13 protein-coding genes are annotated in these 17,341 nt (G+C 46.7%); all 13 read right to left on the reverse strand.

The window, feature by feature from the left end; genetic code table 11:
• Positions 1-13: 13 nt before the first annotated feature.
• The 13 genes from MHH49_RS30415 to MHH49_RS30475 all read right to left on the reverse strand — a co-directional run bounded on the left by MHH49_RS30415 (position 14) and on the right by MHH49_RS30475 (position 17,260).
• Positions 14-1,810, reverse strand: a complete 1,797-nt coding sequence (locus tag MHH49_RS30415) for a sensor histidine kinase (RefSeq protein ID WP_076104619.1) — start codon at positions 1,808-1,810, stop codon at positions 14-16.
• On the reverse strand, positions 1,810-2,841 hold the full coding sequence (locus MHH49_RS30420) for a response regulator transcription factor (protein ID WP_076100865.1): 1,032 nt from the start codon (positions 2,839-2,841) through the stop codon (positions 1,810-1,812). Before MHH49_RS30420 ends, MHH49_RS30415 begins: the two co-directional genes overlap by 1 nt.
• Positions 2,842-2,905: 64 nt before the next feature.
• Positions 2,906-3,790 carry a carbohydrate ABC transporter permease gene (locus MHH49_RS30425; RefSeq protein ID WP_094902792.1) on the reverse strand — a complete coding sequence of 295 codons (885 nt, stop codon included), beginning with the start codon at positions 3,788-3,790 and terminating at the stop codon, positions 2,906-2,908.
• Positions 3,791-3,811: 21 nt separating this feature from the next.
• A complete protein-coding gene (locus MHH49_RS30430) occupies positions 3,812-4,768 on the reverse strand; it encodes an ABC transporter permease (protein WP_036689353.1) in 957 nt (318 codons plus the stop codon).
• Complete coding sequence (locus MHH49_RS30435; protein ID WP_051491612.1) at positions 4,758-4,964, reverse strand: tautomerase family protein; 207 nt, start codon at positions 4,962-4,964, stop codon at positions 4,758-4,760. The genes MHH49_RS30430 and MHH49_RS30435 overlap by 11 nt, the downstream gene beginning before the upstream one ends.
• Positions 4,965-5,067: 103 nt before the next feature.
• Positions 5,068-9,321, reverse strand: coding sequence for an alpha/beta hydrolase fold domain-containing protein (locus MHH49_RS30440; protein ID WP_341138765.1), 4,254 nt, complete (start codon positions 9,319-9,321; stop codon positions 5,068-5,070).
• Positions 9,322-9,395: 74 nt separating this feature from the next.
• Positions 9,396-10,949: an extracellular solute-binding protein gene (locus MHH49_RS30445; protein ID WP_340950650.1), complete on the reverse strand. Its 1,554-nt coding sequence runs from the start codon at positions 10,947-10,949 to the stop codon at positions 9,396-9,398.
• Positions 10,950-10,965: 16 nt separating this feature from the next.
• Positions 10,966-12,030, reverse strand: a complete 1,065-nt coding sequence (locus MHH49_RS30450) for an SGNH/GDSL hydrolase family protein (protein ID WP_076275002.1) — start codon at positions 12,028-12,030, stop codon at positions 10,966-10,968.
• A gap of 213 nt (positions 12,031-12,243) precedes the next feature.
• Complete coding sequence (locus MHH49_RS30455; protein ID WP_179088404.1) at positions 12,244-13,605, reverse strand: extracellular solute-binding protein; 1,362 nt, start codon at positions 13,603-13,605, stop codon at positions 12,244-12,246.
• A gap of 216 nt (positions 13,606-13,821) precedes the next feature.
• On the reverse strand, positions 13,822-14,532 hold the full coding sequence (locus tag MHH49_RS30460; RefSeq protein ID WP_076104615.1) for a Crp/Fnr family transcriptional regulator: 711 nt from the start codon (positions 14,530-14,532) through the stop codon (positions 13,822-13,824).
• Positions 14,533-14,580: 48 nt separating this feature from the next.
• Positions 14,581-14,763 (reverse strand): rubredoxin, encoded by a 183-nt coding sequence (rd, locus tag MHH49_RS30465; protein WP_038569857.1) that lies wholly within the window; start codon positions 14,761-14,763, stop codon positions 14,581-14,583.
• A gap of 28 nt (positions 14,764-14,791) precedes the next feature.
• Positions 14,792-16,006, reverse strand: coding sequence for an NAD(P)/FAD-dependent oxidoreductase (locus MHH49_RS30470; protein WP_076272650.1), 1,215 nt, complete (start codon positions 16,004-16,006; stop codon positions 14,792-14,794).
• A gap of 15 nt (positions 16,007-16,021) precedes the next feature.
• Positions 16,022-17,260: an FprA family A-type flavoprotein gene (locus tag MHH49_RS30475; protein ID WP_076100878.1), complete on the reverse strand. Its 1,239-nt coding sequence runs from the start codon at positions 17,258-17,260 to the stop codon at positions 16,022-16,024.
• Positions 17,261-17,341 lie beyond the last annotated feature (81 nt).

Genomic DNA, 17,341 nt, shown 5'->3' on the forward strand with positions numbered 1-17,341 from the left:
AACATCTATCTTCTCACTCCGCAGGCATAGATAAGATCAGCCGGGTTCCCTCATTCTCCACGCTTTCGACACTTAACCCGTATTGTTCACCGAACACCATTTGAATTCTCCGGTGCACGTTCATGAGCCCGATTCCACCTCTATGATAGAGGGAATCTCCTTCCGTATCCGCCAGCTGATTCAGATTCAGCTTCTCACGAAGCTTATCAAGCCGTTCGCGGGACATCCCTGCGCCGTTATCCTCTACAAGAACTAGAAAACGGTCTCCCTCTATTCTGGCGTCGATTCGAATATAGTGCTTGTCTTCAATTCCCTCGGGAAACGCATGCTGAAAAATATTTTCGATCAAGGGCTGAAGTGTCAGCCTGACCATCTTAGCCAGTAGCAGCGTCGGCGGAATCACTACGTCAATTTCGAACTCTCTGCCGATCCGGTGCTTGAGAATCGTCATGTAGCTCAGTACATGATTAAGCTCATTGGCAATCGTAATTTCCTCCAGATTAGTTTGGATGGAGTAGCGAAGCATGAATGCCATGGCCTCCACTATTTCTGTGATTTCATCCGAATCCTGAACGACCGCGTAACATTTGATAGTCTCTAATGTGTTATATAGATAGTGCGGATTAATCTGCAGCTGGAGTGCCTGGAATTCAGCTTGATGACGCTCCAGAGCCTCCTTCTGGGTGGTAAGCTCCGCTTCATATACCCGCTCAATCATTTCGGACAGCCGGGTCACCATGAGGTTGTAGCTGCGCATCAGTCCCCCCAGCTCATCCTGACGGCCGTTCATCTCAAGCCTGCGCCACTTGCCTTTTTCCGTCTCCCTCATGCCCTCCTTAAGAATCAGGATGGGCTTCGTGATGGATCGTCCGAACCAGGTTGCAAGGAGCAGTGTGCCTACAAGCGTGAGAACTCCCACCACCAGCGTGGTCGTACGAATGGTAGAAATAGGCTTGCGCAGCTCACCAACGGGTATGGATACTACAAGCTGCCATTTGGAATATTCGGATTTTCTCGACACGAACAAATACTCTTTCCCGTCTACTTTTTCCACCACAGAGTCATTTGGGTGTTGAAATACGTTCTGAATGTGCTCAGCAGATAACCCAGGGTGGTTATTATTCCCTTCCGCCCGATAGAGGAGTTTGCCGAATTCGTCCATGATAAAGTAGGACCCGCCCTGTCCCAGATCAAGAGGTTCCCATATGCGGGCCAGATCCTCTGCCTTAAATTCAATGGCCACTATACCTTTAGGACGATAGGAAGAGACACCTCTGATTCGTCGGACCATCGTAATAATGTTCTTATCCCCTTCATTCATCACATTCGTGTTGAGAATGGTGATGCGGCCGCTCTCCGGGGTATGTTCGCTTAAGAAACGGTAGCGTTCCTGAGGATGAAACTGCAGGCTATGCGCCTGATAGGAGTTATCATCGCTAATGGCCTTGCCGTGTTCACCGATGATGTACATCAGATTAATCTGAGGATACAGAATAAACAAAGAACGAAACAAATACTTCTGAATGTCATTCGTATATTGATAGTAAGAGAAGCTATCCTCCGGGTCCATATCCAGGAACTCCTTGACTTGATTGTAGGACAGGATGGAATCGCTAGCCTTTTCATAATTTTGCAAATACAGATCCGTTTGATAAGACGCACTTCTGATAACTTGGGCAATGGACTTCTCTGAAGACTTATCCAGCTCAGCCGAAGCCTGAAAATAGGAGATAAATCCAACCATGGACAAGGATAGAAGAATGACGGTGAGAAAGGAGGCGAACAGCTTGTTCGACAGACTCTTTCTCATCAATCGATCCCCAGCTGGTTGCGATACTCGGAAGGAGCCAGCCCGGTGAACTTTTTGAACGTTTTCGTAAAATGAGGATGGTCTGCATACCCGACCTCATAGGAAATATCGGTGATCCGATAGCTTGCATCGGCAAGCAATCTTTTGGCCTTCTCCATCCTGCGTTTTATGCGGTAATGTACAAAGGTCTCTCCCGTTGAGTGCTTAAACATCTGGCTGAAATAAGAGGCATTTAGCCCAAGCACTTCCGCCACTTCTTCCAGCGATACTTCCTGAGCGAGATGCTTTTCTATAAATGCTTTAGCTTCCTCTATCGGATCCTTCGCTTTACCCTTGCGCTTTCTACGAAGCTCTTCCAATATTGCTGCTGACGCTTCTGCGAAACAGCGGAATAACTGCTCAGGTCCAGCTGCTGCGGACAAGTCTAACACGCTTTTACCGGGTGTAACTGAATTGACAAGCAGCTTCTTCACGAGCAAAGCGTAGCCCTCTCCCAGAAGCTCTTTTTGCTGACTTCGGCTCATCTTACGCTGGAGGAAGTCAGTTTCCCATTCCTTCAGTACAAGGTACAGCCTTTCTTTATCCAAGGTCCAGATGGCATCATCCATACGCACGACCCATTCATCGAGCTTAGCGACAGAGACAAAACTCTCTAACTTCTCTCTATGCGCTTCCAGTTTGGCGATCACATTTTGAAGGTTCCCTTTGCTCACGGGTTTCAGGAGATATTCTTTCACTCCATAGGACACGCATTGGCGGGCGTATTCAAAATCCCCATAACCCGAGATGACAACAGTCTGAATATCCGTCTCCATCTCCGACAGCCGCCGGCACAGCTCCAGTCCGTCTACCTTGGGCATACGGATATCTGTAAAAAGAAAATCCGGCTGCTCCTCCATAATGAGCTGGATGGCCTCTTCGCCATTCTGGGCCAGCTTAATGTTATACGGATGCTCGCCGCATTGCTGGATCATGATAGAAAGTCCCTTTCGAATCATGGGCTCGTCGTCTACGATTAATACACATCTCATCCATGGATACCACCTTCCGATTCGTCTCGCTTAACGCGTTCCTATTCTACCACACTATGATAGATCAGGATTTGACGGATCCGACCATCATTCCTTTAACGAAATGGCGTTGAAGAAACGGGTAAATCATGATAATCGGAATAGTAGCGACAATGATAACAGCCATTTTAATGCCCTCAGGTGAGGTGTGGGCCAAAGAGCTATACACTGAGGAAGCCGGATCAATGCTGATATCGTCCGTCTCGAAGAGCTTCTTCAACATCACCTGCAGAGGCCATAAAGACGGCTTGTTGATATAATACAGAGCGCTCATGTACGTATTCCAGTGCCCGACGGCGTAGAAAATCCCCAATGAGGCCATTACCGGTTTGGACAACGGCAGTACCATGTTGACAATGATCCGCAGCTCGCCACACCCATCGATTCTAGAGGAATCTATCAGCTCCTGAGGCAGCTGCATGAAGAAGCTTCTCATCACGAAAAAGTTAAAAGCGCTGATGGCGCCCGGAATCATAAGTGCCCATAAGGAGTTCATAAGCCCCAAATTTTTTATCAGGATAAAATTTGGAATAAGAGGGGCGCTGAATACCATAGTGAACAATACCATCATGACGATGTATTTACGTCCTAGGAATTCCGGCCGCGACACCGGATAAGCGAGAGACGCTGTCGCAATCAGATTAATTGCGGTGCCCAGTACCGTAATATAGACGGAGACACCGAACGCCCGCCAAATGGAATGATCGCTGAAAACGTACTGATAATTGATCGCGGTAAATTCCTTTGGCAGCAAACCTACCCTGCCATTAATAATTGCTTCAGAGCTGCTAAAGGACTGGGCAATCACATTCAGAAACGGCAGAAACATAGCCAAAGCGAGAGCGGTCAGAAACAAAAGATTGAACACATTAAATAGATTCTGGCCGCGAGTATAGCGTACTCTCATCATCCCTACCTCCATAAAGAGCGATTAATACAGCGATTCACCGGTTGTTTTTTTGCTCAAAATGTTGCCGATGAGCACCAGAATGAGTCCAACTACCGACTTGAATAGCCCCACTGCTGTTGTATAGCTGTATTGCTGAGACAGCAGCCCCGCCTTATAGATATAAGTGTCCAGAATCTCCCCGTTCCCGGTATTAAGCGCGTTCAGGAATACCCATACCCGCTCGAAGCCAAGATCAAGAAATCTCCCGATATGGAGAAGGAACAAAATCATAATCGTCGGTATCAGAGACGGCAGTGTAATGGCTAAGGTTTGTTTCCAGCGCCCGGCTCCGTCTACTTCAGCAGCCTCATAAAGATCTGGGTTTATTCCTGCCAACGCGGCCAGATAAATGATCGTACCGTACCCGGAATCCCTCCAGATACCGGAACTGATCAAAATCGTGCGAATGTATGAATTTTCACCAAGAAAATAAATTGGTTCAAAGCCGAAGGCTTGTAAAACCTGATTCACAATCCCTGTTCCTGGGGAGAGGATACCCAAGGCGATACCGCTGACAATTACCCAAGACAGGAAGTGGGGCATATAAACCACCGTTTGCAAAAACCGTTTGTAAAACACAAGCCGAATTTCATTCAGCAGAAGCGCAAGCAATATTGGAGCCGGAAAGGCGAATATAAGATCATACAAGCCTAGAAGAATTGTATTGCTCAAGATTCTTCCGAAATCCTGGTATTGAAACATCGTCCTAAAGTGCTCAAGTCCCACCCATTCACTGCCTGTAAAGCCTTTAAAAATGTTGTAGTTTTGAAATGCAATAACTGAACCAGCCAACGGCAAGTACTTGAAAATGATGAAATACAAGATCCCGGGAATCGCAATCACATAGAGTGCTCTGAATTTCCACATGTTTAAAAGCAAGGATCTTTTCGTGTCGGCTTTGTAGTTAATAAGGTCAACCCCAGTTAACTTAGCTTTCATAACCGTTTCCTATAGATCCTGTTTTCAGCAGGTTCGCCGGAGCATTCTCATCCAGGGGAATTTCTTGAAATTCGACGGTAATAAATCGTTCATCCCGTTCAATAATTCGGGATAACTCCCGCGTGAATACGGTGACTATCTCCTCCTTTTGCTCACTCGTTCGGCCTTCGTACATCCTAATCTCAATATGTGGCATCGGCCTTCCTCCATTTCCTTGAATAGTGAATGAATCTAACCTCATTCTACCTACAATAGAGCGCTTGCAATATGGAGTTTCTATGAGTGAGCTTGTGTTTTCTTTAGGGTATATTCGGTAACGGCCAACCCTCTACTACCACATGATCATTTTTGAAATAATTGCGACTTATACTGTCAATAAGATTCCCCTGCAGGATGATCCCTTTTCCAGCAAGAAGTCGAATGCCGTTCGTATTACCAATCAGCGAATTTCCGATCAATTGAACGTCCTGCGGGTCGCCCGCTCCGATATCATTTGCTTTGCTGTCGCCGGGATCATGCTCAAGGGATACAGCCCAATAATTCGACGCAGTATTGTTGCGAATGATATTCTCCTTAATGATTGTACCTGGCCCGTTCAAAATCTGAATGCCTTTGGCGTCCTCTATATGAGTTGTATTTTCAATCACATTTCGCTCGATGACTGTATCCGGAGTGCCCATAGTTACATTGATTCCTTCTCTTGTATTACGAATCGTATTGTCATGGATATAGTTGCGCGGTCCTGACTTACTGTGATTGCTGGGTGCTGTACCCCCGGTGTTTCCCAGCCCGATCGCCGCGCCGTAGGGAATGTCACTAATCAAATTGCCGTATATCTCGTTCAAATATTCGAGTTCTCCATGCAGATCGATGGCATCCAGCTTTGTATTCATAAACTGATTGTTTCGCAGGACATTGTTATGGGCAACAAATTGGATCAGCGCCCCATGCCGCAAATAAGGGCCTTCGAAATGGGAGTCCTCCACAACATTCCAAACCGTGTCGTTCTCATACCCGTTGCGGTCCTGTTTGGCCATGCCCTGAATCGACACACCATAGCCAGCACCGCCCGGCCCTACATCTGTCGCATTTCGGAACGTGCTGCGGCGTACGACAATATCACGGCTGTTGTCGATACGCACACCCATACGTGAATACTTCTCTACAGTAACCCCATCAACCGTGATGTTGTATGACGGAACCTCACCAAAATTTGCGATGGTAATCATGCTGTCGGGACCACCTGCGTCCGGGTTGTTCACTTTATGATCCGTCGTGTAGACACCGTTCCAGGTAGAAGTCAATGTGAGGTTGGATATGGACAGATCATGCTGTCCGGATACTTTCATCAAGGTGCTGTTTTTCACCTTATTGAGAGATGTCTTGAGGATGGTTGTTGATTGATCCTCACCGCGAAGGTTTACACCTGACTTGAGCTTCAAATTGACAAGGGTATCCAATGTTGAGTTCAAATTATAAACCCCAGACGGCAAATAGACCTCATCGCCGGGCTCAGCACTGTTTATGGCAGCTTGAATAGCAATACCGTCATCTGTGTCGTTATCGGCGAGATCAGCATTATAGTCCAGCACATTCAAGAGGCGCCCAGTGGTAGTAGGTGAGGAATGAACCGGATGCACCGTACCATCAGGTTCAGTTAATCCGGGAGCTGTGAATGGGATCGGTTCCCGGGGTGGATTAGGCGTGTAATTCGGAATGCTGGCTACAGGTATATCTCCATTTGCGAACGGCGCATAGATGTTTACCTCCGATAAACTTGTAAACGCGCTGCCATCAGAATTTCCAAGACCTACGATGCGCACATATCTTGCTTCTGTGTCAGGAAGATCGAAAGGTTGCATCTCTATCGTCCTGAACATACTTGCACCAGTCCATATCGTAGTCCAAGCCAAACCGTCATTTGAAGTTTCGATACTCAATTGAGCCGTGCGCGTATCACCTTTATAAACGGCAATACCTAAATAACTGATCTGCTTCTCTTCGCCTAAATCGTATTGGATCCACGGGCTGTTACCTGCAGCGGACCAACGGGTGAACAAGTTATTATCGATGGTATTCGTTGCGATATTGCCATCGCTGTCGCTGGCTGTCACGTTTGCAATCGCATAAGGAATGATGGGTTCTGTAAGCGTTGACCGGGTAAAAGCAAGCGGTACGGATGTATTGCCCGACTGATCCACCGCTTCAACCTTAAAGCTGTACGCCGTGCTAGGGCTAAGCCCAACGACTGTATACGTTGCATCGTTAACATTGGATAACAGGGTGTTATCCCGGTATACGCGATAGGAGGCGATACCTTGATTATCGCTGGCGGCCGGCCATGAAAGTTGAATGAACTCTGTACCTATATTGACAGCCTTCAGAGAACTTCCATCCGGCCAGGAAGGTTTCTCAAGGTCACTTGAAGGTTCAACCGCTTCTTGAACAACAAGCTGTGGACGGGGGTTGCTGTTGCCATTAGCTTCTTTCGAATAGACATTGAGGGAAATTCCAGTGCTTGCCGTATCACCAAGCAGAAAAGCGATATTACCGCCCGATGCGGACAATCTGTCTCTGACAAACTCGGACACATCGATGCTGTAAACCTGTGGAGCTCCTGATTTGTCTGCCGTTACGGTAAATTTCCCACTTAACGAAGCAATGGTCAGATCCGTGACAGGCGCATTGCTCCAAGTCAGCTCCGATTCAGTCCAATTTGTATCCTTTAGGCCGAATAACGAAAGTTCGAGGTCCGCATTGGATGAACCCTTTTTGGCAGCAACATTAAAAATATACCTGTTTGCAGGATTGCTATATGAAGAGACATCAAATTTAAAATACACATATTTCTTGTTCTCGGCGCCAGAAGAAATACTGAACAATCCATTGCTGCTGCCCGTCGCGCTATTGAAGTTTACAGTGGGCTTGCTGCTGTCGATGACTGCATCGTCGCTCGGTGTCAGACTGGCTAGATCGCGGTATACAACCTCATCATCAGATGTTGTTGCCGTTCGATTCTTTACATATTGATCCATAAAAGCCCAAGCCTCGGCGCTTGCTTGCTCAGCCGCTTCGCCTATAAAACCGTGACCTTGTTTAGGTACAATTTTGACATCGACCACTTTCACGCCTGCATCCTTCAATTGACTGGAGAACGTAATACTGTCCGTGTATGGGATCGTTGCATCCACATCCCCATGGCGGATGAAAAAAGGCGGATCGTCCGGTGATGCATAAGTGCCAGGCATGGCCAACCTTGCCTGGTCTGGCACAGAGAACGCGTCGTTCCCGCCTAAAAGCGCTTTCACGGATTTATAGCTATTAGCGAAATTTGTTGTAAAATCCGCTGGACCGTACAGATCGACAACGGCTTGCACTTGATCAGAATATTGCTGCCAACCGCCATTCCCCTCCAAATCCGGAACGTTTACGGTATGTCCAGTATCCAATGTGATTGTCTCGCCTGACTTGATGTCCCCAGTGGTACCGAGCAGTGAGGCCAGATGCCCCCCTGACGACGAACCCCATACACCGATCCGACTCGGGTCCAAATGGTATTCTGCCGAATGCGCGCGCAAGTAACGGATAGCAAGCTTCACATCCTGAATTTGCGCCGGGAATGGCGCTTCCGGGGTTAGGCGGTAATCCAGCGATACTCCGATATATCCTCGCTTGGTTACATAGTTGCAGATACTGGCAAGGGCTTGCTTCCGGTCCCCATGGTTCCAACCTCCGCCATGAATGTATACCATCACTGGCATCGGTGCATGAGGCGGGATCTTAGGTACGGCAATCGAAGTATAAATCGGCCGCGTTCCAGCGTTCCCAATCAGCACATCTTCAGACAGCTTAACGCCTTCAGGAACCACAAACGGCTTAGGTTCAACCGGTGTAGGGATTGGCACCGGTGTCTCTGCGGGCGGTATTCCAGGAATCGCTTGAGCTTTGAGGGCCACACTATCGATGTACATATTCGCGCTCATCAATTCCCCCACACGGACCCGGATCTTGACGTTCGGGTTGTTGTCAGCTCCGCTGCCCAAGTTTTGGACTTTGAGTTGGTTCGGCTCACTGTTCTTTTGTTCCAGCGTCCCTGGGAGCAGCTTAAATTCCTCCAACGTTGTCCAATTTATCCCTCCGTCACCTGACCATTCTACGATGACGCTTCCTCCGATGTAGGAGGATGCCCGTGTATAATAACTCAATTGAAGATTGCGGTACCCCGTCGAATTCACTGGCAGCGCCAATGCATCCTTGCCATCGATTTTCACCAGATTCGGTACGGACGGGGCCGTGGACGAAACCGAAGTTTTCGCCATGCTGTTTCCTTCACCTTCCTGCAGCCAAGGCCCCGGAATGGTAACGCCACCGGTCGATCCAAAATTGTCAGGGTCATCGAAGTTTTCCTCGTAGAGCGTAACATAGTCATCGTTTATTCCGTCTGCATAAACTTTGGTAAGCGCTTGCATTTCCAAAGGCGAATATAACAAAGCCAACGCCAACAGTACTCTAATGCCCACTCGAAAAGCTTTCCTATATAGTCCGTTTCTCAAATGAATTCCTCCCTGACATGGTATAGGTAATCACAAGCATTATGGAGTTCAAACCTCTTTTGAGATGCAGCTTATTAATGTCGGGACAAAATTACACCGTCGTTATTGTTATAACGTTCTGTTGCTTCCTTGACGACGTCACTTCCCCCTTTCTGCAGCCATTCCTCCACCACCTTCGGATAGTCTGAGATCGGCTTTTTGCCGTATACCATATTGATCACATGCGTCAATATAACAGGCGGCAATTTATCTCCACCTGGAGTGATGTCCGGGTTTTTCTGATAGCCTTTTACTTGCGGTTCAAATTGAATCCCGTCGCGTCCCTCATTCGCAAGTACTGTGTCGTAGAGCTTCATCAAATCTTTTCCTTCGGGTGTGAGACTAAGCGCGCCTTTATTGTAGGTAGTATCCTGTACGAACCACAGCAGGATTTGACGGAACGTTTCCTCATCAGCTTCATCGGCTGTTATCGGTCTGTTATAGTTAATATTTCCGTTCTCTACAGTGTAGTTTTCCCCTTCAATTCCGAAGGTAAAAAACTTTTCCGCTTCGTCACTAACCATCCAGTTGAAAAACTTGATGATCCCGGCAGGATCTTTCGCATCCTTGTTAATTAAATACGCTCGCGGCACCGTACCGACAAGACGAAGTCCCCCCTTACCGTCAGGTCCTGTGGGCGAGGCGATCAGCTTCATTTTACCAGTAGGCACCTGTTCTCTTAGCTGCTGATCCCATTGGATCAACAGGTTGGCATTCATGTTCCAGATACCCGCCTTGCCTGCAAGAATATCGTTCTTGAATTTCGTGGGATTAATTGTGACGAACTCTTTGTTTATCAGTCCTTCGTCGAACATTGTCTTGTACGTTTGGATCGTCTTTTGCATATTTTCGATATTCATAAATTTCGGGACAATTTGATCCCCTTGTTTCATAAAGAAATTGGCAAAGGTATCGTAAGATCCGAAGAACATATCCGAATATACAAAGTCCTCCCGGCCCATATAAGGATTCTCCACACCCATCTTCTTAAAAGCACGCATGACATTCAGGAAGTCATCGACTGTTTTAGGCTCTGGCAGCCCTGTTTGTTCCAAAAGATCCGCACGAATCCAAGTTGCCCGGCGTGACGGATTGGACAGCCATTCCGGAATCGCGTAGATATTACCTTTCGCATCGGTCTCCTTGTCCCATGCCTCCTTCGGAACTTTCTTGAGAAGATCTTGCCCATACTGCTCAAGCAATTCATTAAGTGGCATGAATACTCCAGCCTCCACGGAACCTGCCAACTGAGGGTTCGTCAGCCCAGAGCTTGCTTGCACGACATCCGGAATGTCGTTTATCGCGAACATTTGGATCATTTGGGAATCAAAATTTTTCTGCTGCATCAAACGGATGTTAAGATCTGTATTTGTAAGTTCCTCCAGCTTTTTGACCCATTTGTCATCATTGATATTCGGATGATTGTCTGCATACGAAATGTTTCCGCTCCGGAACGATATGGAGAAAGCAGTGGTTTTTTCTGGACTCTCCCCAGCTTGCTCTTCTCCCCCCTTATTAGAAGAGGAACATCCATTCATAGAGGCGGCTAATAATGAAACTCCCACCATGGTAAGCATCCAACGCTTCATTTCCATCAACTCCCTATTACAAAATTTGGGACACGGCACTAGAATGACTAGAAGTTCGGAGGGGCTCGATCATGGGCCGCAACAGTTTTGCTAAATGCTCGCTCATTAGCGTGTGTCCATAATCGGAAGGATGAATCAGATCGGAGGTCAGCGAGGTAAGATCGCGCATGACTGATGCGCCATCCAGCAGATGTAGTTGTGGATGTTTATTGCTCTCACAGTAACGAAGCAGCACTTCGTTAAAAATCCCCTCTTGGACATGAAGAAGATGGCCTGCATCAAGAAAATACGTTGCACGATTCGGATAAATCGTAGTAACAAACACAGGTTTGTCAGGATGATTTTCGATAACCCGGTCCAGCATGTAAGACACTCTACGCTTGAATTCCTCGGGAGATACTACAGCACGCATATTGACACCAAGTTCCAGAAACAGAAAATCCCAATCCTCACGTTCAGCCAGATGATCGGCAACTACGTCCTCGCAATAACAAGATCCGCTAAGCGCAAGATTTAGCACATCCACACCAAGTCTGCGCGCTGTCTGCTGTAAGTAACCATTGAAATGATGCGTGGATCCCGCGCTCTGGCTGATGGAAGATCCATAGGCGAGCATCGTAAGCTTCGGTACCTCATCCGGTCTAGGCGCACGTATTTCACAACCAAAAGCATCCATATCGTAGAAAACAGCTCCGAAACGATCAAAATGCAAACGCCATACGTTAGAGGAAAATCCAGACTGATTCAGCCGCTTACTTGATACCTCTGTAAAACGTTCCGGCTCCTCCAAGTGCAGAGTGGTTACCGTACCCGCCTGCAAAAAATGCTGAGAATGAAAAAAATCCCCTCTGCATACCACAACTCGGCCGTTACTATCATTCGATCCGACAGTGACCCTAACATGCTTGGATTCGGTGACAAACCGCAATTCGCAGCCGTTCGATTGTATAGCTTTGGTTCTTCCTTTCTCTGACAAGCCATTGCGCACATGCTGTGGAAAACGCTGGAGATGCAATCCAGATTGATAGGGTTTATGAACCAGCTCCGAAACATTGTGAAAATAAACGCCTTCCTTTTCCATCTTTGCAGCTACACCACCTTAATAATAATGAGTTCGTGTTAACTCATATCTGACTTCTATTGCATCATATAATAATAATAAAAGTATAGTCAACATGTTTTTTATGAGTCATATATGAGTCAATTATTGTGCGACAAACAAATACTTCAGCATAACAAAAAGCACAGATTCAGAATTGAACCTGTGCCGGAATTTTCGAAAAACTTTCAGCCCTCAAGAGTGCTGAGTCTCCTGATTTACCGTATTCAATATCTCCTCAAGCCTGCGGCATAACTCGTCGTTGTCCAGTAGGCCTGATACAAACATCATGATATCGCGTTGGATCTCTTTCAACTGGCGGTTGCTTAAACCCAGCTCCGTGACCAGACGATAGGTAGGGAAGATCTCACGGTAAAGCTGAAACCGGGCCGGACGATAACCCACTTCCTCGCCTTCCCAATCCATGACCAAACGGTTGGCTGCAATATTCAGCGTCTTTCGCCTAATGATCAGTTGCGCCTCGTATGAGGTGAGAAAATCGACGAGTAGCATGGATGCATCCTTGTTCTGTGATTTGCTGTTAACCGCCAGTCCATTTATAATCAGCAGCGTATCAGCATTTTGCAGCCGAGGCAATGGAGCAATATCGAATGCCAAATCGGATTGACGCAATTGATTCAAGAAATAATAGGTCGTCATTATCATGGACACTTTGCCTTGCAAGAACAAGGCTTCCGCATCCGCATCGCTCTCGGACAATACGGCTGGAAATACATCCTTCATGCCTATCAGCTTTCGGATGGTTCCTAAACTGTCGAGTAGCTTTGAGCCACTGAACCGGTATTTGCCTTCGTCATCCTGTTCTGCCGCAAACGTTGTGCCGCTTTGAAGCAGGAACAACGGCCACCGGTTACGAGAAGGCAAATAAAAATAAAAACCGTACCAGTCATGACCTTCTGCTACCTTTCGACCATTAGCGAACAAATCGTCCCAGGTCCAGCTACTGTCGGGTGGTGATACGCCGGCTTCCTTAAAGTGCTGTTTATTATAACAAAGCACAACTGGAGAATAAATGAAGGGGCGAACGCGATTACGGTCACCGTACCGGAACGGGTCGGAAAGAAAACGATACGTGTCCGGCTGTTCCTCCATCGGCTCCAGCAGCTCTGTACAGCCTTGCTCCAAAAAATCCTGGTAATTGTTATTATTCATCAGTACGACATCCATGATTTCCGATTGCAAATATTCTTTCAAAGATGTTGAGTAGTTTCCTGAAGACAACTCGAGCGGCTGAACGTCGATATGCGGATAGCGTTTGCCGAACTCATTCAGTAACTCTTGCATCTCTACAAGCTTGGGGATGGTGTTCACATATCCGAACTTGATCGTCGTTCTGCCTTCCTCTACCGGAGGGATGACCCGATTGCCAACACGCGGAATTTTCTCAATTAAGCCTTCATCCACCAGCACCTTGAGCCCGTTGCGCACAGAAGCGTTACTAAGTCCGAAACGCACCTCTAAGTCGCTTTCTGAAGGAAGATAACTGCCGATCGCTATACTTCCCGAACGAATTTCATGTCGCAAGGTTTGAATCATTTCCTCTAGCCTAATCCTGAAAAATTTTCTGCTATTCCTTTTCTGCATTGGGTTTCCTCGCCATCTTCCGATTAATCGAGCCCATAGGGACAAGTTTATATAGTATTCATCATACTGAAATCCTTTGGGAACGACAAGTATTCGGAGTCTGGCCCCATATAGCGTATGTTCTGCACCAACGGTGTCATACAGGACAGTCAATACACCGTAATCCTCTTAATACCCCATATAACTCTCCAAACCGGCTGGATCTATAATGATCATTTGCTTGTTTCCGATTAGCTCAATAAGACCTGAATCTTCGAACCTTGAGAATTTTCTGCTAATAGTTTCGCGGGTGACCCCAACATAACTGGCCAGCTCTTCACGAGACAACGGAAGGTCAATATGAATATGAGCGCCACGCTGCTTACCATATTTGTCGCTGAGTTCCATGATCATATAAGCAATTCGTATTTCGGGATCTTTGGTCGCCAGGCTTTGCGCCAGATTTTCCGTATGGGCTAGTCTTTTGGTCACACTCTTCAGTAGCCTGAGCGAAATATCCGGATTATCCCTCATCAGCTGCTCCATATCCGTTCGGGTCAGCATGCAAATGTTAGTGTCTTTCAGAGCATAAGCACTGAAGTTACTCAGCTCATCGCTGTTAAAAATGCTCAGTTCCCCGAAAAAGTCTCCATTCGTCAAGATGTGCAAAATTTGTTCCTTGCCCTCAGGAGTTGTTTTAGATAATTTAACATGCCCTCGCTGAATAATGTACAGCGTATCTGACGGCGCCCCTTCCAGAATTAAAGGTTGACCTTTAGTAAACTTACGATGCTTGATCATAGCGCTGATCCGGGAGAGATCGTCATCGCTTAACGCAGCAAAAATAGGCACCTTGCGGGTACAAGGTTCAGCAGCGTATCGGCAAGAATACTCCTTCATAACTGTCCCCCCTGTTGTTCATTTTTTTTGTACAACTTTTACTTTCCTTTAGGATACAAAAGTTTTTTTGTCTTCAACCGCTGCAAAATGACTGGTATCTTCACCGCATACCGGACAGACCCAATCTTCAGGCAAGTCTTCAAATGCGGTGCCTGCAACAACATCCTCATCGGGATCGCCTAATGCCGGATCATAGATATAACCACAGGGTAGACAAATGTATTTTTTCATCTTTATCATCTCCTAAAAAGTTAATAGTTTAGTTCAACCTGGTTTGTACTTCAGCCATAATCTCCTCGATACTGCTCCCGTTAACATCGATCCCCTCAAGGGGGATGCCTTGCTCTACAGCGGTTTTATACCCCAGTGAAGCAGCTGCTCCTTGCCAGGATATCGCACCAATCATTGTGTTATCTTTCACATAGATTCGCGTATACGCCCCATTTTCTTCTCCGCTTACCACCGTATCGCAATACCGTTCATCCACGTTGCCTATCGAAAATAAAGAGATGCCAAAGGCGTTAAATAAGGTAACCGGAACAGCTCTACGATACGCAGTCAGATTGGCAACCATATTACTGCCGGCAATCCGGCCCTGCTCAATCGCTCCGCCCCACAGTCCTTCCACATGCCCGTTAACTTCAGCCACATCTCCGGCTGCGTACACATGTGGATCATTTGTTTGCATTTGTTCATTTACGATAATGCCCTGCCGGACTTGAATACTCGAGCCACTTACCAGTTCCGTATTCGGTACAATACCAATGGAGTAGACCACATGGTCACAGGAAAAATGAGATTGGTCGTCCAGCGTAATTCCGGTAACAAACTCTGTTCCTGTAATAGACGCCACATCTGCTTGAAGAATAACCTTCACACCTGCTTGTTCAAGGTTCTCCTTAAGTAGCTGTGAGGATTTCTCATCAAGCTGTCTGCCCATCAACCGGTGAAAAGCTTCGATCACCGTTACCTGATATCCAGCTACATGCAGCGCCCAAGCGGTTTCGATTCCCTGCACTCCACCACCGATTACGGCTACATGGCTGCCATCCTGCAGGTTTTCTTTCAATCTGTCCGCGTCGTTCATGTCCCGGAGGGTATGGACATTGTTCAGGCCGGAGCCCTCAAGGGAAAGTTCACGATTCTTCGCTCCCATACACAGTAAAAGCTTATGATAAGAAACACTCTGCCCATCTTCTGTCACAACAATTTGCCGGTCCGGGTGGACAGAACGGATTCGGGTCGAGGTTTTTACGGATATACGGTTATCGCGGTACCACTTTTCCTTTTTAATCAGCACCTTCTCACTGTGCAGGTCGGTAAACAGCCCTTTAGTCAGCTTAATCCGGTTATAGGGCAGTTGGCTTTCCTCCCCGAGGATCGAAATTTCCGAATCTGCGTCTTGATCACGGATGGCTTTGGCGGCATGGACGGCGGCTACTCCGCCGCCAACAATAACGTAATGTTTTGTCATCCTATGCTCCCCTCCCTAAAATGAACTCAGCAGCAAATCCGATACAAATTCAGCCGCATTTTTAATTTTTTGAACTTTCTCAGGCTCTTTCGGGGAAAACCTGATTCGTACAGGGAACTCTACATGTGTCATCCCCGTGGATTTAATAACCTCAGATGTGCTTTGCACCGTCATGTTTGTTCCATTCAGATAATCCTGAATGACTTCAATGGCTTCACCACTCCAACCGTAGGAGCCAAAGGCTGCAGCAAGTTTGCCTTCCAGATTCATATTGTGCAATTCTTTCAGAATGTTCTCCAGATTCCCAATCATGTCCGCGTATTTAGTGGAGCTGCCAATAAAGACCGCGTCAGCTGACGTTATGCTGTTCAGAATATCGGTGGCACTGCTTTTATCTGCATCCCAGACCTCTGTCTCAATATTATTTTCCTGCAAGCAATCCTGTATAATTTTGGCCATCTTCTTGGTACTGTTTTTGATGGTGGTATAAACGATGGTTGCCTTTTTTCCTTGCGTCGTTTCGCGGCTCAATGTGGCGTACATCCCGATATATTTACGTATGTCCTCCCGGATCACAAACCCATGGGAAGGAGCGATCATCCGGATCTCAAGATCCTTAACAGCCTCTAACAGTGTTCTTACATATCTTCTATGAGGATGTATAATAGCTGCGTAATAGCCCTGGAAATCTTCCGTAATATCAAACCCGGCTTCATCGCTGAATAGATTCTCCACCGCAACATGCGTGCTGAAAATATCACAAGGAAATAAGATTTGATCTTCGATACAATAGGTTATCATCGTTTCGGCGGTATGGAGATACGGTGTTTCTTTAAACAGCAGCGTTTTCCCGCCAATATCCAGCTTGTCTCCATCTTTAACCACCAGGAAGTTCCGGCTATGAAGCTTGTACATTTCCTGCAATTCTGGAACAGCAATCTCGGTGCATACGATCGTGGCATTTGCAGCCTTGGCAGCGAGAGCTGCCAGTCCACCAGAGTGATCAGGCTCTGTATGATTAATTACAATGTAATGAATATCTAGAAGATCAATCATTTCACCCAGGCACTCGGCATATTCACGTCCGAATTCCATATCTACGGTATCAATGACAGTTGGCTTACCTGTTTTTAATAAATAAGAATTATAGGTAGTTCCTTTTGCCAGAATCAGGCGGTGAAATGGAACCTGGCGGTTATCGATTTTGCCTATCCAGTAAGTATCCTCGGCGATTTTTTTGAATTGTGTACTCATTTCTTTAACCTCCAATGTTTGATTGATAATGTTTATCAACAACCTTATTTTATTATGGTTGCCAAACAAAAAAGAGGATTT

The sequence above is a fragment of the Paenibacillus sp. FSL F4-0122 genome (genome assembly GCF_038002845.1).
Classification (GTDB): Bacteria; Bacillota; Bacilli; order Paenibacillales; family Paenibacillaceae; genus Paenibacillus_AQ; species Paenibacillus_AQ odorifer.